At 70.0% G+C, this 21,511-nt stretch carries 27 protein-coding genes; 11 read left to right on the top strand and 16 right to left on the bottom strand.

What is annotated here, in order from left to right:
* Positions 1–26: 26 nt before the first annotated feature.
* Complete coding sequence (locus tag ABZV58_RS19635) at positions 27–299, bottom strand: hypothetical protein (RefSeq protein ID WP_355001555.1); 273 nt, start codon at positions 297–299, stop codon at positions 27–29.
* A 37-nt stretch (positions 300–336) separates the two neighbouring features.
* Entirely contained in the window at positions 337–735 is a 399-nt protein-coding gene (locus ABZV58_RS19640) for a hypothetical protein (protein WP_355001556.1), read from the bottom strand.
* Positions 736–928: 193 nt separating this feature from the next.
* Here ABZV58_RS19640 and ABZV58_RS19645 point away from each other — a divergent pair, with 193 nt between their 5' ends.
* Positions 929–1,288 carry a hypothetical protein gene (locus ABZV58_RS19645; RefSeq protein ID WP_355001557.1) on the top strand — a complete coding sequence of 120 codons (360 nt, stop codon included), beginning with the start codon at positions 929–931 and terminating at the stop codon, positions 1,286–1,288.
* A 74-nt stretch (positions 1,289–1,362) separates the two neighbouring features.
* Here the strand turns inward: ABZV58_RS19645 and ABZV58_RS19650 are convergent, their stop codons facing one another.
* The 5 genes from ABZV58_RS19650 to ABZV58_RS19670 all read right to left on the bottom strand — a co-directional run bounded on the left by ABZV58_RS19650 (position 1,363) and on the right by ABZV58_RS19670 (position 6,370).
* The gene (locus ABZV58_RS19650; RefSeq protein WP_067777991.1) at positions 1,363–2,148 is read right to left on the bottom strand and encodes an RNA polymerase sigma factor SigF; all 786 of its coding nucleotides are present in this window, start codon (positions 2,146–2,148) and stop codon (positions 1,363–1,365) included.
* Positions 2,138–2,569: an anti-sigma factor gene (locus ABZV58_RS19655; RefSeq protein ID WP_355001558.1), complete on the bottom strand. Its 432-nt coding sequence runs from the start codon at positions 2,567–2,569 to the stop codon at positions 2,138–2,140. The genes ABZV58_RS19650 and ABZV58_RS19655 overlap by 11 nt, the downstream gene beginning before the upstream one ends.
* A gap of 158 nt (positions 2,570–2,727) precedes the next feature.
* Entirely contained in the window at positions 2,728–3,348 is a 621-nt protein-coding gene (locus ABZV58_RS19660) for a PAS and ANTAR domain-containing protein (RefSeq protein WP_355001719.1), read from the bottom strand.
* Between the two features lie 125 nt (positions 3,349–3,473).
* On the bottom strand, positions 3,474–3,899 hold the full coding sequence (locus ABZV58_RS19665) for an STAS domain-containing protein (RefSeq protein ID WP_355001559.1): 426 nt from the start codon (positions 3,897–3,899) through the stop codon (positions 3,474–3,476).
* A 335-nt stretch (positions 3,900–4,234) separates the two neighbouring features.
* A complete protein-coding gene (locus tag ABZV58_RS19670) occupies positions 4,235–6,370 on the bottom strand; it encodes a catalase (RefSeq protein ID WP_355001560.1) in 2,136 nt (711 codons plus the stop codon).
* A 223-nt stretch (positions 6,371–6,593) separates the two neighbouring features.
* Here ABZV58_RS19670 and ABZV58_RS19675 point away from each other — a divergent pair, with 223 nt between their 5' ends.
* Positions 6,594–7,832 carry a glycosyltransferase gene (locus ABZV58_RS19675; protein WP_355001561.1) on the top strand — a complete coding sequence of 413 codons (1,239 nt, stop codon included), beginning with the start codon at positions 6,594–6,596 and terminating at the stop codon, positions 7,830–7,832.
* Here ABZV58_RS19675 and ABZV58_RS19680 read toward each other — a convergent pair.
* Together ABZV58_RS19680 and ABZV58_RS19685 are read right to left on the bottom strand one after the other, a co-directional pair.
* Entirely contained in the window at positions 7,786–8,298 is a 513-nt protein-coding gene (locus tag ABZV58_RS19680) for a DUF6328 family protein (protein ID WP_355001562.1), read from the bottom strand. The two genes, ABZV58_RS19675 and ABZV58_RS19680, sit on opposite strands and share 47 nt — an antisense overlap.
* Entirely contained in the window at positions 8,285–8,707 is a 423-nt protein-coding gene (locus ABZV58_RS19685) for a ChaB family protein (RefSeq protein ID WP_355001720.1), read from the bottom strand. Before ABZV58_RS19685 ends, ABZV58_RS19680 begins: the two co-directional genes overlap by 14 nt.
* Before the next feature lie 123 nt (positions 8,708–8,830).
* Here ABZV58_RS19685 and ABZV58_RS19690 point away from each other — a divergent pair, with 123 nt between their 5' ends.
* The 3 genes from ABZV58_RS19690 to ABZV58_RS19700 are packed head-to-tail and all read left to right on the top strand — an operon-like array spanning position 8,831 to position 10,422.
* A complete protein-coding gene (locus ABZV58_RS19690; protein WP_355001563.1) occupies positions 8,831–9,409 on the top strand; it encodes a hypothetical protein in 579 nt (192 codons plus the stop codon).
* A gap of 4 nt (positions 9,410–9,413) precedes the next feature.
* Positions 9,414–9,677 carry a BON domain-containing protein gene (locus tag ABZV58_RS19695; RefSeq protein ID WP_355001564.1) on the top strand — a complete coding sequence of 88 codons (264 nt, stop codon included), beginning with the start codon at positions 9,414–9,416 and terminating at the stop codon, positions 9,675–9,677.
* A gap of 4 nt (positions 9,678–9,681) precedes the next feature.
* A complete protein-coding gene (locus tag ABZV58_RS19700; protein WP_355001565.1) occupies positions 9,682–10,422 on the top strand; it encodes a metallophosphoesterase in 741 nt (246 codons plus the stop codon).
* A 47-nt stretch (positions 10,423–10,469) separates the two neighbouring features.
* Here ABZV58_RS19700 and ABZV58_RS19705 read toward each other — a convergent pair whose 3' ends face one another.
* Positions 10,470–10,889: a CBS domain-containing protein gene (locus ABZV58_RS19705; RefSeq protein ID WP_355001566.1), complete on the bottom strand. Its 420-nt coding sequence runs from the start codon at positions 10,887–10,889 to the stop codon at positions 10,470–10,472.
* 212 nt (positions 10,890–11,101) lie between these two features.
* Here ABZV58_RS19705 and ABZV58_RS19710 point away from each other — a divergent pair, with 212 nt between their 5' ends.
* The 4 genes from ABZV58_RS19710 to ABZV58_RS19725 all read left to right on the top strand — a co-directional run bounded on the left by ABZV58_RS19710 (position 11,102) and on the right by ABZV58_RS19725 (position 13,259).
* Complete coding sequence (locus tag ABZV58_RS19710; protein WP_355001567.1) at positions 11,102–12,037, top strand: glycosyltransferase; 936 nt, start codon at positions 11,102–11,104, stop codon at positions 12,035–12,037.
* A gap of 70 nt (positions 12,038–12,107) precedes the next feature.
* On the top strand, positions 12,108–12,422 hold the full coding sequence (locus ABZV58_RS19715) for a hypothetical protein (protein WP_355001568.1): 315 nt from the start codon (positions 12,108–12,110) through the stop codon (positions 12,420–12,422).
* A 2-nt stretch (positions 12,423–12,424) separates the two neighbouring features.
* Positions 12,425–12,922, top strand: a complete 498-nt coding sequence (locus tag ABZV58_RS19720) for a hypothetical protein (protein WP_355001569.1) — start codon at positions 12,425–12,427, stop codon at positions 12,920–12,922.
* A 25-nt stretch (positions 12,923–12,947) separates the two neighbouring features.
* Complete coding sequence (locus tag ABZV58_RS19725; protein WP_355001570.1) at positions 12,948–13,259, top strand: hypothetical protein; 312 nt, start codon at positions 12,948–12,950, stop codon at positions 13,257–13,259.
* Between the two features lie 72 nt (positions 13,260–13,331).
* Here ABZV58_RS19725 and ABZV58_RS19730 read toward each other — a convergent pair whose 3' ends face one another.
* On the bottom strand, positions 13,332–13,577 hold the full coding sequence (locus ABZV58_RS19730; RefSeq protein ID WP_355001571.1) for a CsbD family protein: 246 nt from the start codon (positions 13,575–13,577) through the stop codon (positions 13,332–13,334).
* 188 nt (positions 13,578–13,765) lie between these two features.
* Between ABZV58_RS19730 and ABZV58_RS19735 the strand changes: the two genes are divergently transcribed.
* Entirely contained in the window at positions 13,766–15,256 is a 1,491-nt protein-coding gene (locus tag ABZV58_RS19735) for an FAD-dependent oxidoreductase (protein ID WP_355001572.1), read from the top strand.
* Positions 15,257–15,270: 14 nt separating this feature from the next.
* Here the strand turns inward: ABZV58_RS19735 and ABZV58_RS19740 are convergent, their stop codons facing one another.
* The 5 genes from ABZV58_RS19740 to ABZV58_RS19760 are packed head-to-tail and all read right to left on the bottom strand — an operon-like array spanning position 15,271 to position 21,264.
* Positions 15,271–15,825 (bottom strand): AAA family ATPase, encoded by a 555-nt coding sequence (locus ABZV58_RS19740; RefSeq protein WP_355001573.1) that lies wholly within the window; start codon positions 15,823–15,825, stop codon positions 15,271–15,273.
* Positions 15,826–15,844: 19 nt separating this feature from the next.
* Positions 15,845–16,501, bottom strand: coding sequence for an FHA domain-containing protein (locus ABZV58_RS19745; protein WP_355001574.1), 657 nt, complete (start codon positions 16,499–16,501; stop codon positions 15,845–15,847).
* Positions 16,501–17,787, bottom strand: coding sequence for a VWA domain-containing protein (locus ABZV58_RS19750; RefSeq protein WP_355001575.1), 1,287 nt, complete (start codon positions 17,785–17,787; stop codon positions 16,501–16,503). The genes ABZV58_RS19745 and ABZV58_RS19750 overlap by 1 nt, the downstream gene beginning before the upstream one ends.
* 22 nt (positions 17,788–17,809) lie before the next feature.
* The gene (locus ABZV58_RS19755; RefSeq protein ID WP_355001576.1) at positions 17,810–19,201 is read right to left on the bottom strand and encodes a phosphatase; all 1,392 of its coding nucleotides are present in this window, start codon (positions 19,199–19,201) and stop codon (positions 17,810–17,812) included.
* Positions 19,198–21,264, bottom strand: a complete 2,067-nt coding sequence (locus ABZV58_RS19760) for a tetratricopeptide repeat protein (protein WP_355001721.1) — start codon at positions 21,262–21,264, stop codon at positions 19,198–19,200. The genes ABZV58_RS19755 and ABZV58_RS19760 overlap by 4 nt, the downstream gene beginning before the upstream one ends.
* Here ABZV58_RS19760 and ABZV58_RS19765 point away from each other — a divergent pair.
* Entirely contained in the window at positions 21,203–21,487 is a 285-nt protein-coding gene (locus ABZV58_RS19765) for a hypothetical protein (RefSeq protein WP_355001731.1), read from the top strand. The two genes, ABZV58_RS19760 and ABZV58_RS19765, sit on opposite strands and share 62 nt — an antisense overlap.
* Positions 21,488–21,511 lie beyond the last annotated feature (24 nt).

The raw sequence follows: 21,511 nt of genomic DNA on the forward strand, positions 1-21,511 counted from the left end.
CGCGCCGATCGCTCGGTCGTTTCCCGTCAGGACTCCTCGGGGCCCCTGGTGAGCGGGGGCTGGTCCGGAGCGACGTCCGGTTCCTCGGCGTCGAGACGCTCGCCGATCGACTCGCCCGCGCGCTGCTCGGCAGGCGACCGGGCGTAGCGCTCGGCGCCGGACCACGCGTCGGGCGGGTCCATCGCCTGCTCGAGCGGGTCGGCGTCGAGTTCGTCCTCGTCGAGCTGTTCGGTGGTGGACGGAATCTGATCGGTCCACGCCGTGTCGTCCAGCGGCTCCTCGCCTATCGGTTCACTCATGCTTGGGGTTTTGCCGCTGCCGAGCCGACGAAACGGATCAGCGGTCCTCGCGGCGCGGTCGCTCCAGCCGGTTGAAATTGCTCGGCGAGCCGTCGGCCCGTTGCTCCTGGTAGAGGAAGCGCAGCCGCCGGTCGTCGAAGGTCTCGAACCACTCGTCCCAGCCGACCGGGCGCAGCACCGCCCCGCCGTAGCCGGGGAAGTCGAAGCGCAGCACGCCGAGGCGGCCGTTGTACTCGCTGCCCGGCATGGTGGCGGGACGAGCTCCGCGCTCCTCGGCCCACCGTCTGATCACGTCGTGGTTGCGCGTGATCAGGGTGCGGCCCGCTCGGTCCGGCCGCTGCGTCGGCGACGTGATCTCCTGTGCCTGCTGCAGCGACCTCGAATGCCCGGGTCCGGTGTACGGAGTCCGGGTGGCGGGTCGTCGTTGATCGTCCATGACGACTCCCTCTGCGCCCTCGTATCTCTTTGTCCGGTTGTTCCCCCTTTACCCGAACCGGATCGTCGGCAAACGAGAGTGAGGCGTACACCGCACCCGATTCGTCCCGTGCTGGGTGGGTACCCGGCTCGGTGACCGGCCCGCTCCGCCGCGCGGTTTCCGGCGCCGCGGGTCACCACCGAGGAGATGTCGCATGGACGACCACACGCCACAGCCGATGCCCGATCCCATTCCGCCGATTCCGAAGCCCGACCCGGTGCCGACGCCGCCGGAGCCGGAGCCGATCCCGAATCCGGACCCCGCGCCGCATCCGTTCCCGCCCCCGTTCCCGCCCGATCCGGGTCCGTCGCCGCTGCCGCCGGAACCAGATCCGAGCCCGGCGCATCCCTTCCCCCCGGAACCGGATCGGCCCACGCCGCCGGTGCCCGGCCCGGACCCGCGCGAACCCGGTACCCCGCCGGTGCCGGGCCCGGGTCATCCCCCGCCGGAACCGTCGCCCAGTCGTCCTACTCCGGGGCCGGATCCGGCGCCCCCACCGCCGAATCCGGTGTGAGCCGCGCGGGCGCCGTGCCAATGAATCGCAAAGCGCCGTGGGCCCGTGGCAACGAGTCGCGGACGTCGCGTCGATCAGTCGCGCAGCGCTTCCTCGCGCAGCCAGCGCAGCGTCTTGGCCAGGATCCGGGAAACGTGCATCTGGGAGACGCCGAGGACGTCGGCGATCTGCGTCTGGGTCTTGCCCTCGAAGAAGCGCATGACGAGGACCTGCCGTTCGCGGTCGGGCAGGTCGGAGATGAGCGGTTTGACCGCCATGAAGTCCTCCACCAGGTGGTAGGACGGTTCGTCTGCGCCCAGGCTTTCCAGCAGCGGAAGCGGGGCGCTGTCGATGTCGTCGCCCGCGACGGCGTCGATGGACGACGATTGGTAGGCATTGCCCGCGATCAGGGCTTGGGTGACCTCGACCAGGTCGACGTCGAGTTCGTCGGCGATCTCCCTGGCGCGCGGCATCCGGCCGAGCCGTTGCGAGAGCGCCTCCACGGTCGCGCCGATGCTGAGCTGAATCTCCTTGGTGCGCCGTGGCACCCGCACGGCCCAGGTGTTGTCGCGGAAGTGCCTGCGGACCTCGCCCATGATGGTGGGTACCGCGAACGCCAGGAACGACGAGCCACGGCTCACGTCGAACCGGTCGGCGGCCTGCACCAGGCCGAGGCGCGCGACCTGGAGCAGGTCGTCGAAGATCTCACCGCGCCCGGAGAACTTGCGGGCGATGTGCTCGGCCAGCGGCAGGCACCGCCCGATCAGTTCCTCTCGGAGGGCTGCGCGGCGCGGGTCGTCGGGGCCGAGGGCGGCGATCTTCTCGAAGAGCGGCTCGATGTTGTCGTAGCTGTCGCCCGCCGATTTCGATTCACCCGCCATCGGCGCCCCCTCGCACCCAGGTGAAGTCGACAACCGTCGGATACCCCGACAGCGCTCCGTCGTAAGGCTCCTGCTGCGCCGCGATCGATTCGGTGAGGGTCCGCACGATGTGCCATCCGAAACCGGCCTGTTCCACTACCGATTCGGTCGTGGCCACCGCGGAGACGTGCACGAACATGCGGTTCTCGTCGTAGGTGAAAGCGCAGTCGACATTCGAGCCGGGCACCGCGTCCAAGATCAGCGCGGTGGCGACCTCGTCCAAGGCCAAGCGGATGTCGGTCACTTCATCGATGGCGAAATCCGCGATGAGGGCCACGGTTTCGGCGAGCGCGCGGAGCATCGTCAGCTGCTCGAGGCGCGCGGGCACGCGCACCCCGATGGTCGTCGTTTCCGTAGAGGACTGAGAGGTCCACTCCCCCATAACCCATCACCACCTTGTTTCGCGCGGCCGATCCGTCAGGCTACCGCGCAACAATCACCGAACACCTCGAGGTGAGGCGACCGCGGCGTCCCTCATCGTTGCGCTTACCCGTCGGACACGAACTGAAACGTCGGTTATCGCCGACGCGGGTACCCACCCTACCGCCGCACCCGTTCGTGGGCGGTCAGCAACAGGTGATCGAATTCCGTGCGCAGGCCGACGGCGACCTGCGTCGTGGCATGCATATCGGCGATCAACTGGGAGGCGAGCGAGCGCAGTTTCACGTTGGTTTCCTGGGAACGCCAGCTCAGCACTCGGAAGGCCTGTTCCGCGCTGATGCCGTACACCAGCATCAGCGCGCCCTTGGCCTGTTCGATGATCGCGCGCGCCTCGTACAACTCCGGCAGCGTGTCGTCCAGCGTCTCCTGCCGGTGCTCCTCGAGCGTGTCGGTGACATCGATGTAGTAACCCGCGGTGCCGACCACCTCGCCGGATTCGTCGGTCATCCGGTCGGCCACCACGATCATGTGGTGCACCGTGCCCTTCGTGTCGATGATCCGGTGCCTGCTGGAGAACGGCTCGCCGGTCTCGATGGAGTTCGCCAATACCGTGGCGACCTGCTCACGGTCCTCGGGATGCTTGTGCGAGAGCAACAGTTTCGTCGTGGGCCGCACCGTTCCCGGCGAGTACCCGTGCATCAACGCCACCTCGTCCGACCACTCCCACCGCTGGTCCGCGAACCAGAATCGGAAACTGCCGACACTCTGCGGCGTCCCCATACCGATCACCCGGTTCAGCGCGAACGCGTCTTCGGGCTGAACCGACCCACTCTCCGTCACACGGCAAGTATCCGTCCTCGCCGGGTGAGCGGCGAGCAGATCGGTGCGGCCGAGGACTATCGGCCTCACGCGTCCAGCGCGGCGCGCATGGAGGGGTAGCGGAAGAACAACGAGCGAACGCCCGCGACGTCGAGCGCCCGTTCGATCTCGGCCCGACCGGCTACGACGCGCAGGTCGACGCCCGCGCACGCGGCCCGTTGCCGGAGCGCGCCCAATGTGCTCGCGGTCCGGATGCTGAGGAATCTGGCGGCGCGTAGATCGACGACCACGGCCTGGCACCCCGCTCGCGTCGCATGTTCGACCGTTTCCTGGAATCGGTCGTGCACGAGCGCGTCGATTTCGCCCTCGACGCGGACCACGACGCACTGTCGGCGCCGGTCGACCCGCTGCGACCACATGCGGCTGTCGTGCTGCGAGTGCGCACCACCTGGACGAGCGCTCGGATCGACTCCGTCGATGCGGTGCCGGGGTAGAGCGGCGTCAACTGGCATGGCAAACCTCCCTGGCAAAGGGATGTCCGGCTCGGTGCGATCGGCTCGGTCGACGGACGAGCGCCGTCGATGGGAGGGGGCACGGTGGGATGACGGCCCGCTGTCGGGTACGCGGTGCGTCGAGCCGCCGCGTGCCGGGCCTGTCAGCCACCTGGCGGCGCGCTCGGCGTCCCAGCGCGCCCGCCGATCGGCATCGATCGGCAGTTGCCGTCACGCTCCCGTCCGAATGATCGCGGTGGCCCGTCGTCTGGGCCGACCGCGTCGAACCGGGTTCGGCTGTAGTCTCAACCTCCCTACAGTCTGGCACGTCCGCCCGGCGGTGTCAGGGACTTGTCTCAGGCAGGCACCGCGGCGGTCGCCCGGCGCCAGATGCGGTGCCTGGCCAGCGCGTCGGCGAAGGCGTCCACGAAATCCCCAGGTAGTGAGCCGCCGCTCGACTCGGTGGTTACCACGCCCTGTTCGATGCCGAGCCCGCCATCCGGTGGCGTCTCGGGGATGATCCCGGAGATGCGCAGCACCGAGACGCCCGCGCCGAAGGCGGCGACGGCCTTCGCGTGCTTGAACGCCTCCAGCACGAAGTGCACCGCGGAACCGTTGCGCGCCAACGTCTCCGCCGCGCCGGGACCGCCGGGGACGACAACGCCGTCGTAGAGCACCGAGGCGGCGGTGGCCAGCGACCGGTCGACATCGAGCTGGTCGCCGTCGGATCCGTCGCCCCTGATTCGCCCGCCGTGCAGGCCGAGCACCTCGACGATCGCGCCGCGTTCGGTCAGCGCCGCGCGCAGCGCGCGCACCCCGGCCGCGTCGATGCCGTCGGCGGCCAGCACCGCGATCTTGCGGGTCTCGATCGTGTCCATCGCGGTGTTGGCCTGGGACAGCGCGGGCGAGACGAAGGAATCGGAGGTGTCGATGTCGGACTCCGGGGCGGAAGTGCCCAGCTTGCCCGCCACCCGCACCGCGAGGTCGGTGTCGATGCGGACCAGGTGCTCCACGACCCGCTCGCGGATCTCCGTCCGATTCACCTTGCCCAGCTCGAAGGCGAACGCGTCGACGATGTGCTCGGCCTCGGGCGGGGACATGCTGCGCCAGAACATCCTCGGCTGCCGGTAGTACTCCTTGAAGCTCTCCGCGCGCTTGCGCTGCGCTTCGCCGTCGATCCGTTGCGGATAGTGTTGGTAGGCACCGGAATCGGCCAGGAACGGGCACCCGCCGCCGATGCTGTTCTTGGTGTAGGAGGCGGGCCCGACCGGGATGGCGTGCTGACCGTAGCCGTCCTGCTGGTGATTGCGGACCTCGGCCACCGGCCGGTTGATCGGCAGCTGGGCGAAATTGGGACCGCCGAGCCGGATCAACTGGGTGTCCAGGTAGGAGAAGTTGCGCAGTTGCAGCAGCGGATCGTTGGTGAAGTCGATGCCGGGCACCAGGTTCGCGGTATGGAAGGCGACCTGTTCGGTCTCGGCGAAGAAGTTGTTCGGGTTGCGATCGAGCACCATGCGCCCCACCGGGCGGACCTGGACCTGCTCCTCGGGAATTATCTTGGTCGCGTCGAGCAGGTCGAAATCGAAGTCGAACTCACGCTCCTCGGGCACCAGCTGAACGCCGAGCTCCCATTCGGGGTACTGGCCCCCCTCGATGCAGTCCCAGAGATCGCGGCGATTGAAATCGGGATCGCGCCCGGCGATCTGCTGGCATTCGTCCCACACCAGCGAGTGCACGCCGAGCTTCGGCTTCCAGTGGAACTTGACGAAGGTGCCCTTGCCCTGCGCGTTCACCAGCCGGAAGGTGTGCACGCCGAATCCCTGCATCATCCGGTAGCTGCGCGGCAGTGCCCGGTCCGACATCAGCCACATGATGGCGTGCAGGGTCTCCGGCTGCAGCGACACGAAGTCCCACAGGGTGTCGTGCGCCGAGGCGGCCTGCGGAATCTCGTTGTGCGGCTCGGGTTTCACCGCGTGCACGAAGTCGGGGAACTTGATGCCGTCCTGGATGAAGAACACCGGGAAGTTGTTGCCGACCAGATCGAAATTGCCCTGGGCCGTGTAGAACTTGGTGGCGAACCCGCGCACGTCGCGGACCGTGTCGGCGGAACCGCGGGATCCGGCGACGGTGGAGAACCGTACGAAGACCGGGGTGCGCACGCTCGGGTCGGTCAGGAACGCCGCCGCCGTGACGTCGGCGAGCGCGTTGTCGTAGGGCTGGAAGTAGCCGTAGGCGCCCGCGCCGCGTGCGTGCACCACGCGCTCGGGGATGCGCTCGTGATCGAAGTGGGTGATCTTCTCCCGCGCGTGGAAGTCGTCCAACAGCGTGGGTCCGCGATCCCCCGCGGCCAGCGCGTCGTCGGTGCTCTCGACGCGCACGCCCTGCTGGGTCGTCAGATAGCCGCTCTCCCGATCGACACGGTGCGCGTCCAGCTGTCGCTGCTTGGAATCGGCACCGGATCCGCCGACGCCGTTGTCCGATCGCTCGTTCACTGGCTTCCTCCTGCCTGCCGTCAATCGCTCTCGTCCGGCCGACTGCCCGCATTCGGTGCAGGTAAACCGAGCTCATCCGGGCATTTCCAGCCGAAAAGGCCGGGCCGCACCGTTTGCGCGCCACGCTGGCGGGCATATCCCGCACATATCGCCGACGACACGTCCGGCCATGGCCGCGCCGAGTATCGGCATGCGCCCGCCTTCTCGCCGGAACGGAGTAGCCGTGAAGATCGCCATGGTTTCCGAACACATCAGCCCGCTCTCGGATCCCGGCGGCGGCGCGGGCGGTCAACAGGTGCACGTCGCGGCGCTCTCCGCGGCGCTGGCCCGTCGCGGGCATCGGGTCACCGTCTACACCCGGCGTGACGACCCGCACGTCCGGACCGAGGTGGCGACCCGCGACGGCTACCGCGTCGTGCACGTCCCCGCCGGGCCGCCGCGGCCACTCGGCCGCGACCAGACACTGCCCCACCTCGGCGAATTCGGCACGTTCCTGCGCAAGCACTGGGCCATCGACACCCCCGATCTGGTGCACGCGCACTTCTGGATGTCCGCGCTGGCCGCCGAGCTGGCGGCACGGGCGCACGACATTCCGGTGGTGGTGACCTTCCACGCGCTCGGCACCGTCAAGCGCCGCCACCACGGACTGGCCGACACCAGCCCACGCTCCCGAATCCGATTCGAGCGGCTCATCGCGACCAGGGCCGCGCACGTACTGGCGACCAGCGCCGACGAGGCCGTCGAACTCGTCAGGATGGGCGTGCCGCGTTTTCGTATCTCGGTGGCGCCCTGCGGAGTCGATCTCGGGACCTTCCGTCCCGAGGGTGGCGTCGCCGACCGCAAGGCGCGCCACCGGATCTTCGCGGCGGGCCGACTGGTGCGCAGGAAGGGATTCGACCTCGCGGTGCGCGCCATGCCCGACCTGCCCGACACCGAACTGGTGATCGCGGGCGGTGCGGTCGGCGACGACGTGGACGACGACGCCGAAGCCAAGCGGTTGCGTCGCATCGCCGTGGAAAACGGTGTGCACGAACGGGTTCGGCTGCTCGGCCGGGTCTCGCACAGCGCGATGCCGCGGCTGTACCGCTCGGCCGACGTGGTGCTGTGCACGCCCTGGTACGAGCCGTTCGGCTTGGTTCCGCTGGAGGCGATGGCCTGCCGGAAGCCGGTGGTGACCACGGCGGTCGGCGGCATGCTCGACACCGTGGTGGACGGAGTCACGGGCAAATTCGTCGCACCGCCCGAGCCGGATGTCGTGGCCCGTGCGGTGCGCCCGCTGCTCGAGGACGCGACATTGCGCGAAACCTGGGGCGCGGCCGGGTATCAGCGGGCGAGCAGCCGCTATTCCTGGGATGCGGTCGCCGCCGCGACGCTGTCGGCGTATCGGCGTGCCGCGCCCGCGCGGGCCTCGGTGGTCACGGGTGCCGTTGGCTCCGGGCGCGCCATCGCCACGGCGCGATGAGCCAGGCCGCGGCGAAGAGCACCGCGGCGACGACGCCCGCGATCACGCCCGCCACGTCCCCGGCGACCACGTCTACCACCAGGACCAACGCCCCCGTCAGCGCGATACCGAGTAAGGCGACACCCGCCATGGCGCACCGATGCGCGGCCGAGACGACGTTGCCCAGCCGATGCCTGCGGAACAGGATGCGATGCCAGGACACCGGCGCCACCAGGAACACCGTGGCGCCGAACGCCGCGCAGACGGTCACCAGATACAGCGTGCGCATCTGCTGCGACACCACCGCGAACTCGGGTTGGAAGGGCAAGAGCAGCAGCGCGCCGATGAGGAACTGCACGCCGGTCTGTACGACGCGCAGTTCTTGGATCAGGCTGGCCCAGTTGCGGTCGAGTCGTTCGAGCTCGGTTTCGTCCCGTCCCTCGTAGGCCCTTGCCGGGCGCTGCGAGGTGTCCTCATTGTCGTGCACTTGCGGTCTTCCGGCGATTCTCCTTCTCGATCGCCGAGATGAGCTCTTCTTTGGTCATCTTCCAGCGCCCGGTGATCGACAGGCGACCCGCGACATTGATCAGGTGCTTCTTCGTCGCATTGGCGTTCACGCCTTCGGCCGTCCGGCCCCGGGCGTTCGGGCCTCCGCTCTCGGCGCGCTCGTCGGAGGGTCCGCGCCGCTCTTTCGGCTCCCAATGGTCGCCGATCTTCTCGTAGCTGTGCTTCAACGCGCTGTAGCCCACACGGTAGGCGCGTTCTTCGCTGCCGTACTCCTCGAGGGCGGCGTCGTGCGCCTTCGCGAACGTTCGCTGCGCCTTGTCGTCCGACCGGCGCACGGTGCTCGGCAGCTCGGACTTCTTCGCCTCTCCACTGCGGGTTGTCTTCGGCATGTCACCGCCCCTTCCTAGTGGTCGGCCGCGGTCGTTTCCGGCCGAGGTGTACGTCATCGCATACCCGGTCAGGCCCTGATTAACCCGGAATCCGCCGGGTACCACCGCAGCATGGTCGCGACGATGGACGAACTGCTGCACGCGCTGACCCGCGCCGCCAACACGCTGCTCGACGCGGAGATCAGGTTCGCGGTGGCGGGTGGCTGCGCGGTGTACGCCCGCGGCGGTCCCGCGTCGGATCACGATGTGGATCTGTTCGTGAAACCCGCCGATACCTCGCGCGCCATCCAGGCACTCGCGCGGGCGGGTCTGCGGGTGTGCCAGCCGCCCGAGGACTGGCTGTCCAAGGTCTACGACGGCGACACCCTGATCGACGTCATCTACCGGCCCAACTGCCGCGACGTCACCGACGAGTTGCTGGACCGTGCCACGGTCATGCGCGTCGGGCCCACGGTGGCGCCGGTGATCAGCGCGACCGACCTGATGATCGACAAGCTCCTCGTCTTCGACGCGCACCGGCTGGATCTGAGCCCGCTGCTGCACATCGCGCGCGATCTGCGCGAGCAGGTGGACTGGTCCGTCGTGCGCAGTCAGACGAAGGAATCGCCCTATGCCCGAGCCTTTCTCGGCCTGGTCGACGACCTCGGTATCACCGACGCGGGCCGGGCCGACCCGGGCACTCGAGACCGAGAAGAAGGCTGAGCCGATGGAAAAGCCCCAGTACCTCGTGGCCCGTCTGCGCCGCGCGCTCGCCGAGGACCCGCGCACCGCCGAACTCGGCGTGCAGGTCACCATTCGCGGTGAGGTGGTGGTGCTCGACGGCGAAGTGACGAGCGAACAGCGCAAACAGCAGATGGAAGCGGTCGTGCGCGAACAGCTGCCGGGCGTCGTCATCCACAACGACGTGCGCGTCTCGGTGCCCACCGCACCGACCGGAACCGAACACCTGTCGACGCACGAAGGGAGCTGACGCCATGCGGATCGCCGCGGTAGGCGACATACATCTGGGCGCCGAGTCCTCCGGACAGCTGCGCCCCGTGCTGCGCGAACTCCCCATGCGCGCCGACGTGCTGCTGCTCGCCGGAGACCTCACCAGGCACGGCACGCTGGACGAGGCGCGGGTGGTGGCGACGGAGTTCACCGATCTCGGCGTGCCCGTCATCGCCGTGCTCGGCAACCACGACCACCACAGCGACGCCCAAGACGACATCACCGCCCTGCTCGGCGACTACGGCATCACCGTGCTCGAGGGCAGCTCCACCACCGTCTCCGTCGACGGGCAGACGCTCGGCGTGGCGGGCACGAAGGGCTTCGGCGGCGGGTTCGCCGGTAAGTGCGCCAGCGTGTTCGGCGAGCGGGTGATGCGCGAATTCGCCTGCCACACCGTGGCATTGGCCGATTCACTGCGCGACGCGCTGGCCGAGCTGGACACCGACGTGACCGTCGTGCTCACGCACTATTCGCCCGTCAGCGACACCCTGCACGGCGAGCCGAGGGAGATCTACCCGTTCCTCGGCTCCTATCTGCTCGGCGAGCCGATCGACGAATTCGGCGCGGATCTGGCGCTGCACGGCCACGCGCACGCGGGCACCGAGCGCGGAACGACCCCGGGCGGCATCCGGGTGCGCAATGTCGCCGAGCCGGTGATCCGGGCGGCCTACGCGATCTACGAACTGGAACCCGCCAGGCAGCGGGTCGTCAGCGCGCCTACGTGACCGTGCGCCGCGATGAGCGGCGCACGATCGGTGGGCCGGTTCCCGCATCAGAAGTCCAGCGAGACCGCCTCCACCATGTTCCCCGCCTGCGCGTTGCCCAGGGCGGTCGCGACATCGGCTTGGGCGATGATGCCGACCAGCCGCCCGCGATCGAGCACCGGGATGCGCCGCACTTGGTGCTGGGCCATCAGCGACACCACCTTGCGCACGCCGTCGGTGACATCCACCGTGTACGGCACACCGCCCGCCAGCTCCCCCGCCGTCACCTGCTGCGGATCCTTGCGCGCCGCAACGACTTTCACGACGATGTCGCGGTCGGTGAGGATGCCGTGCAACCGGTTGTCCTCGCCGCAGATCGGTAACGCGCCGATGTCGAGTTCGGCCATCTGGTCCGCAGCCTCGGCCACGGTGTCGCCCGCGCGAATACAGTGCACGCCCGCCGTCATGATGTCGCCTGCCGTTGTCATCCCCGACCTCCCTGGTCCACGTGAGAGGCGCCACGGTATGGGCGCCTCGGTGACCGCGTACCCGGGTCGCGCTCGGGTACACGGGTTCTCGGGTATCCAGGTTTCGGGCGAACGCGCCGGGGCACACCGGGCGTATGGAAGCTCCGACGATTACTTCGAACGGGGCGGCCGGACCGCTGAACGTCCTGGTGTGGCACGCGCACAGCCCGTGGATGACAGCTTTCGTCCAGGGCGGGCACCGCTATCTGGTGCCCTACGACGCACGCCGCGGCGAGTGGGCGCGTGGCCGGTGCGGTCGTCCCTGGCCCGCGAACGCGGTCGACATCGCACCCGCCGATCTGGTCGACACCGACATCGATCTCGTTGTCCTGCAACGCCCGAGGGAGATGGACCTCGCGCACGAATGGCTCGGTCGCGCGCCGGGCATCGACGTGCCCGCGGTTTACGTCGAACACAACACGCCACATCAGCACGCGGCGCTGACCAGGCATCCCCTGGCTGGCCGCTCGGACATCCCGCTGGTGCACGTCACCCAGTTCAACCGGCTGATGTGGGACAACGGCCGCTGCCCGAGCACGGTCATCCGCTACGGGATCCCCGATCCCGGACAGCGGTACACCGGTGAACTGGCCAGGGCCGCGACGATCATCCACGATCCGGTGCGCCGCTGCCGCATCACCGGCACCGATCTGCTCGCGCCGCTCTCCGAAGCCGCGCCGATCGATGTCTACGGCGCGGGCACCGAACGGCTGGCTGCCGCGCTGCACCGCCCGCCCGACCGGATCACCGGCGCGGGCGATCTCGAACAGGACCGGCTGTACGAGGAGCTGGCCCGCCGCCGCGTGTTCCTGCACGTGCCGCGCTGGACCTCGCTGGGCATGTCGGTGCTGGAGGCGATGTATCTGGGCATGCCGATCGTGGCGCTCGGCACCACCGAGGTCTCCGCCTCGATCCCCGCGGAGGCCGGGGTGGTGTCGACCGAGCCGGAGATCCTGGCCGAGGCGGTCCGGCAGTTCCTGCACGAACCCCTGTTCGCCGAGCTGGCGGGCAAATCGGCAAGGCAGTGGGCGCAGGCCAATTTCGGTCTCGCCGAGTTCCTGCAGGCCTGGGACCGGCTGCTCACCGACCTCGTCGCCAGCCGCCGCTGATTGACCGGTGATTCCCCGGGTACCCGTCGAACGGCACCCGTTCGCTGGTTGCACTCGGAAGGAGACCACTATGCGTGCCGAGAACAATTTCCGAGACGACAAGAAGCCGGAAGGCGTATTTCCAGACCACCACCGCACCACCCGGACACACGCGGGCGAGGCGATCGAGGACGCGAAGAACTGGCCGGGCATGGTCCTGGTCGGCGTCGGCATCGTGCTCGTCGCGCTGACGCTCACCGCGGCGGGCTACGGCTTCGAGGGCTGGGCGATCGTCGCGGGCATCGCGGCCGGGCTGAGCATCGTCGTCGGCGCCGCGCTGGTCTTCGCCGAACACAAGCGCGTCCAGCGCAAGCACGGCGACTTCTACGACGACCGGGGGCACTGATCGTGCACCACCGATCACCGGAAGCCGACGGCCGAACTCGGCTGCCGAGCCGGAGTCTGGCCGTGCTCGCCGGGCTGGTGACCGTGGGCTCGCTCGTCGCCGGATGCGGCGGCGACGGCAACACCGACCCGGTACCCGCCACCCCCACCGAGGGCACCATCTCGCTGACCATCGCGGCGCCGACGAGCGCCGACGTGCCCGATCCCAACGCCGACGTGCCCAATCCCGACGAGGTGACGCCCGAGGCCGCCGCGCAGCTGTGCGACATGATGCGCGCCGAGGTCGGCAACTGGAGCGAAGAGGGTGAGATCGTCGGCCGGGTCAGCTTCAACGGCACGGTGCACAACTGGGCGGTGCGCAACGGCGGACTCAACGACGCCGTGCTCGCGGATCAGTCGATCATCGACACCGCCACCATCCAGCAGTGCCCCGACGTGCGCCAGCAGGTGCTCGACGCGCTCAACCTCGATGACCTGGCCGCCGGCCTCGCCGGATTCTGAGCCGCCCCGACACAGGAGAGTTTCGATGAGAATGCGTAGCCTCGCCGTCGCGGCGCTGGCCTCGGCCGCGATGTTCGCGGCGGGTTGTGCGGAGGCCGAGAAGGCCGTCAACAAGGGCGGCGACACGCCGTGCAGCGAGTTCGTCGAGCAGGACGCCGACAAGAAGCGGACCACCGTAACCAAGTTCCTCGAGCAGGAGCGCAGCGGACAGGAGGCGCCGGACGACCGCATGGTCGACGCCGCCATCGCCTCGATCGAATTGATGTGCACCGCGCAGGCCAATCCGGACACACCGATCCGGAAAGCGGACCTGACCGGCATCTTCGTTCCGAAGTAAGACAACGAAAAACGGGGTGTCCGGCTCGAGCCGGACACCCCGTTTTTTCACCGCGTGGCGCGGGTGCGGGGTCTACTGCCCCTTCTGGTGAGCGCGCTGACGCTGCTCGTCGGCCGACGCCTCGGCACGCTCCTTCTCGGCTGCGGCTTCCTTCTGCGCGGCCTCGCGCTGCGATTCGGCCTTGTCCTGCTGGGCTTTGCCCTCGTCGCGCAGATCGTCGTTTCCGAAGACGCTTCCGGCGGCCTCCTTGGCCTTGCCCTTGACGCCTTCGACAGCGCCTTCGACGCCTTCCCGGGGACCACTCTTGTGCTCGGACACGATATCTACCTCCGAAATATCGGTTATCAGGTGGACAGTGGCGGTCTACCCGGCCGAGGCGGGCTCAATCAGCGGTGCGGATATTCGCCGAAGTCGATCACGCGTGGTCGCCGTTGGAAGATCGGCCGGTCAGCGCCGGGTTTCGGGCCGGGTCGATCGGCTATGTCCCGACTATGACGTCCTTGTGGATGAACGACGCGCAAGTACCCGCCCGACTGCGACTGACGCCCGGCTCGCGTTTCGACACCGTCGTGATCGGCGCGGGCATCACCGGGCTCGTCACCGCGCTGCTACTGGCCCAGAACGGCATCCAGGTCGCGGTGGTCGAGAGTCGGCGCGTCGGGCTCGGGACGACCGGTGGCACGACCGGAAAAGTCAGCCTGCTCCAGGGAACTCGCGCGCAGAGCATCGCCGGGCGGCACGGTGTCGGCACCCTCGCGCAGTACCTGGCGGCGAATCGGGACGGCCAGGATTGGCTGTTGCGCTTCTGCGACGAGCACGGAATCGCCTATCAGCGCGCCACGGCGGTCACCTACGCCCAGTCCGAACGCGAAAAGCGCTCGGTACAAGCGGAATTCGAGGCGACAAGGGCGGCGGGACTGCCGACCGAGCTGATCGACGACCTGGAAGCGCCCTTCCCGGCCTACGGCGGGGTCCGGTTGATCGAACAAGCCCAGATCGACCCGATGGCCGTGCTCGCCGCACTGGCCGCCGAGGTGGAGTCGCACGCCGCCCCGATCTACGAATCGACCCTCGCGCAAGGGGTGCATCACGGCTCCGACGGTGAACTGCTCGTGCAGACCGAACACGGCGACCTGACCGCGGGCACGGTCGTGCTGGCCACCGGGACCCCGATGCTGGACCGGGGCGGGTTCTTCGCGCGGCTCACGGCACAGCGCTCGTACCTCGCGGCGTTCCGGGTGCCCGGTCCGGTGCCGCACGACATGTACATCAGCGCGGGGCAGCCCATCCGCTCGCTGCGCTACCACCCCACCCCCGAGGGCGACCTGCTGTTGGTCGGCGGCAGCGGCCACGCGGTCGGGCGGACCGACGAGGCCGCCGAGCACGCCGACGAACTCCTGGACTGGACCGCCGCCTGGTTCCCCGGCGCGGAGGTGCTGCACCGCTGGTCAGCTCAGGACTACCACCCGGTCGGTGAATTGCCGTACGTCGGCTCGCTGCTGCCCGGCCAGGACGACATCCTGGTCGCCACCGGCTACGCCAAATGGGGCCTGACCAACGGCGTCGCCGCCGCGCTCGCGCTGGCAGGCAGGCTCACCGGCAAGCCGCCCGCCTGGTCCGGCACCTTCACCACCTGGCGGCCCGCCGAACTGCGCTCGCTACTGTCCGGTGCGAAAGCGAACACGGCTGTTGCCCAACAACTTTCGACGGGATGGCTGCGCATGCTCGGTGGCGGCTCGGCGAGCATGCCCGAGGAGGGCTGTGGGCGGGTCGAGCGACACGGGCTCACGCCCTCGGCGATCTGCACCGTCGACGGAGTCACCACCGAGGTATCGGCCGTCTGCCCGCACCTGTACGGCATCCTGCGGTGGAACGACGCGGAACGGTCCTGGGACTGTCCACTACACGGCTCCCGCTTCGCGCCGGACGGCGCGGTCCTGGAGGGACCGGCGACCAAGCCGCTCGCGCGGCGCGCGGTCTTGCGCAAGGACGTGTAGGTGACGGCCGGGGCCTAACGGCCCGCTCGGGATCGGTCCTGTTGCCGCGCGATCGGGCGCGCGGTGTCGAGGATGACGTCGACGGTCTCGGCGACGGTCAGCTCCGACGTGTCGAGCCATAGACCGAGCCGGGGTGTGCTGTCGCGCAGCACGGCGTCCAGGGCCGCCACGGTGAAGGTGTCGTAGGCGTTCTTGTCGCGAGCCGACTCACGGGCGGCGATCGCGTCGCGGCTGGGCGCGAGCACCACCACGAAGAGCGGATCGGTGCGGATCTGGTCGATCGTGAACGGCAGGAACTCGCCCAGCACCACGTCTTGCAGGATCGCCGTGAACCCCGCCGCGGCGTACTCGTCGGCGACCGACGCGGCGAGCCGATGGCGCAGCCGCAGCTGATCGAGGGCGGCGGCCGACGGTTCCGGACCCATCTCCGCACGGCCACCGACCACGAATCTGCGAAAGGTATCCCCGCGCACGTGCGCCGAACGGGGCAGGCGCTCGGCCAGCGCCTGGGCCACCGTCGACTTGCCCGCGGCTTGGATACCGGTGATCAGATAGACAGCGGAGGCCATCCGGCCATGATCGCAGACCTCAGGCCGGTTCCACGGTGAGGGTGATGGTGGTCCATGCCCCGACGTGGACGCGGTCGCCACTGCGCAGCGCGACCGGCTGCTCCGCCGGGATCAGGTCGTCGCTGTCGTTGAGGCTGGTGCCGTTCGTGGAGCCGAGATCGGTGACGGTGAGACCGGTCGGAGTCAGGTGCAGCAGCGCGTGCGCCCGCGAGACGCCCGCGTCGGCGGGGGCGATGCCTAGATCGATGTCGGGGTGCAGGCCCTGCGAGACGCTGCGCTTACCGATCAGGATCTCGCTGCCGCGCAGGGCGATTCGGCGCGGCGGATAGTATCCGGGGAACTCCACGCGATCCGCGTCCGGACCTTCGCGCGCCAGCACGCGATCGTAGAAGGCGCGATCGGCGGTGACCGTGGCGATCCAGGTGACGGCCGGTGGCCGCGCGGTGGCCGAATCGGCGACCTCCGGATCGGCTTCGCGCGGAGCGGGTTCCGGCGTGGACGGCGACGGCAGCGCCGAATCGTGACCGCAAGCCTCGCAGAAGCGTCCGCCGCTCGGTGCGCCACAGGCCGGGCAGTGTGGCGCGGCGACCGTCGTCGGCGACTCGCCGATCGCTGCTCCGCACACATCGCAGTAGTCGACCGCCGCCGACGGGTGTCCCTCCGGGCAGGTGACCATCAGGACTCCTTGCGTACCCGCGCCGTCTTGGTGGAGCGGGCGTCCAGTGCCATCTCGTCCTCGGCCGCGACGCGCGACCGCAGCCGCACCGTGCCGTTGCGCTCGTCCACCTCGACCACGCCGCGCAGCAGCTTCGCGGTGCTCTCGTTGCCCGACTCGGCGGCCAGCTGGACCGCGCGCCGCAGTTTGGCCGTCGCGGTCTCCACGTCACCGTTCTTGCGGGCCGCCAGCCCCTCCTGCACCGCATCGGCCAGCTCGGCCTGACCGGTGTAATGCGCGACGCGCCTGCTGATCCGGGCCGACAATTCCGTCTCGGTGGTCCACACCGCCCGCACCAGACCCTGGCCGACGACCTCGTCGCCCGCGATCACACTGACCCGCGCCGCCAGCTTCTCCCGTCCCGGCGCGGCGGGTTCCACCCGCACTTGCACGTGGTAATCGCGCTCCTCGGCGCCCCACGCTCCGAGCGGATACTCCCCCACCTGCGCGCCCGCCTCGACGCGGCGAGCCGTCAGGTCCTCGATGGCGGGCGCGACCTGCTTGACGAAGCGCACTGTCGCACCGGCCGGAGTCCAGACCCGCAGTGTCAGTTCGGGAATCGCCTTGGCCATCGAGGTGTGCGTCATCGCCGCGAAGTCCGCGGCCAGGTGCGCCGGATCGGCGACGATGTCGACGGTGCCGTGCAGCGCCGAGGCGATGGACCGCAATTCGTCCACCCGCCAATCGGTTCCGACGCCGCGGCAGTCGCAGGTGAACACGCCCTCGGACTGGGCGATCTCGGCGGCGAGGGACTCCGGCGACTCGTGTTCGTTCTTGCCGTCGGTGAGCAGGATCGCGTGCACCATGGCGCCCTCGTGTTTCTTGGCCAGTTGCCGGGCCAAGCCGAGCCAGGTACCCATGGCAGTGCCGCCGTCGGCACGCAATTTGTCGAGCTTTCGGCGCGCCGCCGCGCGCGTGGTCTCGTCCGCGGGCACCGAGGGCACGTCGGTCGGAAAGACCAGGCGGGCCATGGAGGTGCCCTGCACGATCGCGAAGCGGGTGCCGTCGGGCAGCGCGTCGAGCGCGGCCATGGCGGCGCGGCGGGCGCCTTCGAGCTTCTTGCCGTTGCCCATCGACCCCGAACTGTCGATGATCAGGATCTCCACGCGCTCCGGCGGCGGCCCGGCCGCGACGAAATCGGCGCCGGTCTCCACCGAGACCACCGCGTCGACCGTGCCCGAACCTTCCGCGAGGAACTCGTTCTGGTCGACGACCACCGAGATGCCATTGCCGGCAACAGAATTCACAATACTTCTCCTGGCTGGTCGATCAGGGCACCCGCGCGAGCGCGACGGTGATGTTGTCGCTGCCCCCGCTGCGCAGCGCGAACTCGACGAGATCGCGGGCCGCTCGCATCGGTTCCGCGGCGGTCGCGAGTGCGGCGAGCGCGTGGGCGTCCGGCTGGTAGTTCCACAGGCCGTCGCTGCACAGCAGCAGCAGGCCGGGACCACGGGTGCGGAAGACGCGCACACAGGTGTCCGACCACGGCCGATCCCCCGAATCCGCGCCGAGCCAGCGCAACAGGGTGTGCGCCCTCGGGTCCTTCATGGCGGCCTGCTCGTCCATGGCGCCCGCGTCGACGAGGGCCTGGGCCCAGGAGTCGTCCACGGTGAGCCGTTGCGAGGGCGGGATGTCGGGCGCGCCGGGCGCGGGCACGAGCCAATACGCGCGGCTGTCACCGACGTTCGCCACCGTGATCTCGACCGTATCGGCGTCGTAGCCGCGCACGATGGCCGAGACGTACGTGCAGGACGGCGCGTGACTCTCGTGCACAGCGATATCGCGCACCGCCTGCGCCGCGGCGGCGAGACCGGCCAGCGCGGCGTCGGGGGCCTCCTGGCCTTCGGCCAGCGCGGCGAGCGTGGCGTCCACACCCGACCGAGATGCGGTGCCGGAGGCGGCCTGCGGATCCTCGGAGGTGGACACGCCGTCGCACACCACGATGACGACGGTTTGCGGACCCGCCGCGTCGTCCACCACGGCGGCGGCGACCGAGTCCTCGTTGCGCGCGTGCGCGATGCCACGGTCGGTGGCCACGCACACCGCGCCCAGGTCGGCCTCGAAACGGTCACGCGGAGCGCGCAATTGGCCGCAGCCGCGGCAGTAGCCGTCCGGGTCGTACTCCTGCGCGCCGCAGGCGTCGCACGGCCGCGGCGTCGCCGACTCGGACTCCGGATGCGGCAGCGCGACCCGGCGCGCGCCCAGTTCCCGCCCGCAGGCCTCGCAGTACCGGTCGGCGCTCGAGACGCTCTCCCGGCAACCGGGGCAGCGCGGCGAAGCACTCGGCGGTTCGGCGGGTTTCGCCAAGGGCATGGTCGGCACGGTGTCCGCCGGATGGGTCGGAACTGCGCTCACAGGTGGGGTCACGTAGGCACTCACGGTCGAAGTCGGCTGGTCGGGTGGGGTCGGCGCCGGGCCGGGCTCGGCGGGGTTGTCAGGCTCGGCGGGACGGGCTGTCTCGGTTGGACTGGTCGGCTCGGCGGGGTTGTCCGGCCCTGTGGTAGCGGTTGGCGCGGTGGGGCTGGTTGGCGCGGTCGGACTGCCGGGCGCGGCGGGGGTGATCGGCTCGGTAGGTCGGTCGGGCTCGGCGGGGGTGATCGGCTCGGTGGGTCGGTCGGGCTCGGTGGGTCCGCCCGGCTCGGTGCTCCCGTCCCGGTTCACAGCGTGGTCCTCGGGCGGATGGCGTTGGCGCGGTCCACCAACTCGAAACGGGCCCACATGTCCTCGGTCTCGCGCGCCAGGTCGCGGAAGCAGCGCTCCAACCCGGTGCGCACCCCCTCCTGGTCGAATGGGACGCCGAGCAGCGGCACGTGGTTCGTCACCGCTCGGCCGCCGTCGAGCCAGGCCAGCGCGGCGTCCAGCACCCGCATCCGCACCTGTGCGCCACGGCGTTTGGAATCGAGCGCCAGCGCGTCGACCCGGCCGCCCGCGTCGCGCAATACTGCCTCGGTCAGCTCGGCGGGCCCGCGTTCGGCGAGCAGCGCGTTCACCGCGGCGACGCGCGCGTCGGTGTACAGCGACGAGGACGGATCGACTTGGTCGAGTGCCGCGACCGCGCCGTCCCGGTCGCCCGCGCGGCGGCGCATCCGCGCCAGACCGAACACCGCGGCGGCGAAGGAGCGGTCGGTGCGCCAGACGGTGTCGTAGTAGCGCGCCGCCGCGCCGCCGTCGGCGGTGAGTTCGGCGACGGCCGCCAGCGCGAGCTTAGGCGCCGGTTCACCGGGCAGCGCCGTGTACACGGCGTCGAATTCGGCTCGGGCGGCGGCGAAATCGCGGGCGAGCAGCCTGGCCTGCCCGCGATACCAGGCCAGCCGCCAGTCACCGGGCAACCGGTCGGCGAGCTCGGTGAGCCTGCGCTCGGCCTCGGCCGGATCGCCGGTGTCGAGTGCGGCGCGCACCAGCCGCAGCGGGATCTCCACCGATTCGCCGCGGCCGGTGACCACCGAACGCAGCCCGTCGGCGAACGCGCGCTCCAGTTCGCCGGGCGTCGTCCCCGCCGTCGTGGCGAGCAGCGCGGCGCCGCTGTCGCTGGGATCCACCAGCGGCACCGGCAGTCCGGCCACGACGTCTTGCGGCGTGACCGCCGCGTCGACGCCGACACCGAAGACCACGCGCGGCGGCCCGAAATACGCCGACATGCCGGGGCGCGGTACCGCGTCGTCGGCGCTGAGCACCTCGCGCAGCACGCCGGTCAGCTGATCGGCCACCTCCTCCATCGAGGCGAACCTGGCCTCGGGATCGGCGTCCGTGGCGCGCAGCAGGAACCGGTGCAGCGAGTCGTAGCGGGTGAGCAGGGGTTCGGCGTCGGGTCCCGGCAGCGCGCCGAAATGCCCGCCCTGCTGTGGCACGTGCATGATCAGCACCGCAAGCGTGCGGCCGACGGTGTACACCTCGGTCGCGACGGTCGGTCCGGTGGCGGCGATCTCGGGCGCCTGGTACCCGATCGTGCCGTAGATGGCGCTGTCCTGATCGTCCATGGCGATCACCGCGCCGAGATCGATGAGCTTCAGTTGCTCGTCGGTCTGCATCACGTTGTCTGGCTTGAAGTCGCAGTAGGCGAGACCGAGCGAGTGCAGGTAGCCGAGTGCGGGCAGCATCTCCAGAATGTAGGCGATGGCTTGGGGCACCGGCAGGTATCCGCCGTCGGTGTCGCGCCGATCGCGCAGGATCTGCTTGAGCGAGGTGCCGCCGACGAACTCCATGACGATGTAGCCGACCGCGACGCCATCGGGTCCGGCGTGTTCGACGAAGTTGAAGATCTTGACGATGCTCGGATGCTCGACCTCGGCGAGGAACCGTTTCTCGGCGACGGCCGCCGCCATGGCGTCCAGGTCGCCGGAGTTGAGCAGACCTTTGAGCACCACCCAACGGTTGCCGACATTGCGGTCGGTGGCCAGGTAGATCCAGCCGAGCCCGCCGTGCGCGAGGCAACCGACCACCTCGTACTGGCCGCCGACCAGGTCGCCAGCGCTCAGCTTGGGCGCGAAGGAGAATCGGGCGCCGCAGTTCGGGCAGAAGCCCTCGGTGCGGCCCGGCGCACCGTCCCTACCGCGGCCGACCGGTCGTTCGCAGGCGCCGCAGAAGCGCTTCGACTCGGCGACCATCGGGTCGGCGAGAACGGCGGAGGTGGGGTGAATCCGAGGCACCCGAGGCACGTCGACCATGCCCGCGCCGAGCCGTCCGCGCGCGCTGGGCTTCGACGAGGTCGACCGGCCGGTCCGCACCGAGCGCGCCGATCCCCGCGTGCTGCCCGCGGACGTGCGGGCCGAGGCGGCGACGGTCTCGGTCGCCGCCGGAGCGGTGCCGCAGGTGTCGCAGTACCCGCCGGATACGGTTCCGCCGCAGCCGGGTTCGGCGCAGACGTCGTCCGTCGTGCCCGCCGAATGCCCTGATTTCGATGCCGTCGCGCCGGTCGCAGCCGGTGCGGTCCCGCACACGGTGCAATAACCGTCCTCGACCGCCCCGTCACAG

Origin of the sequence: Nocardia sp. NPDC004654 (genome assembly GCF_040609595.1) — a bacterium.
Classification (GTDB): domain Bacteria; phylum Actinomycetota; class Actinomycetes; order Mycobacteriales; family Mycobacteriaceae; genus Nocardia.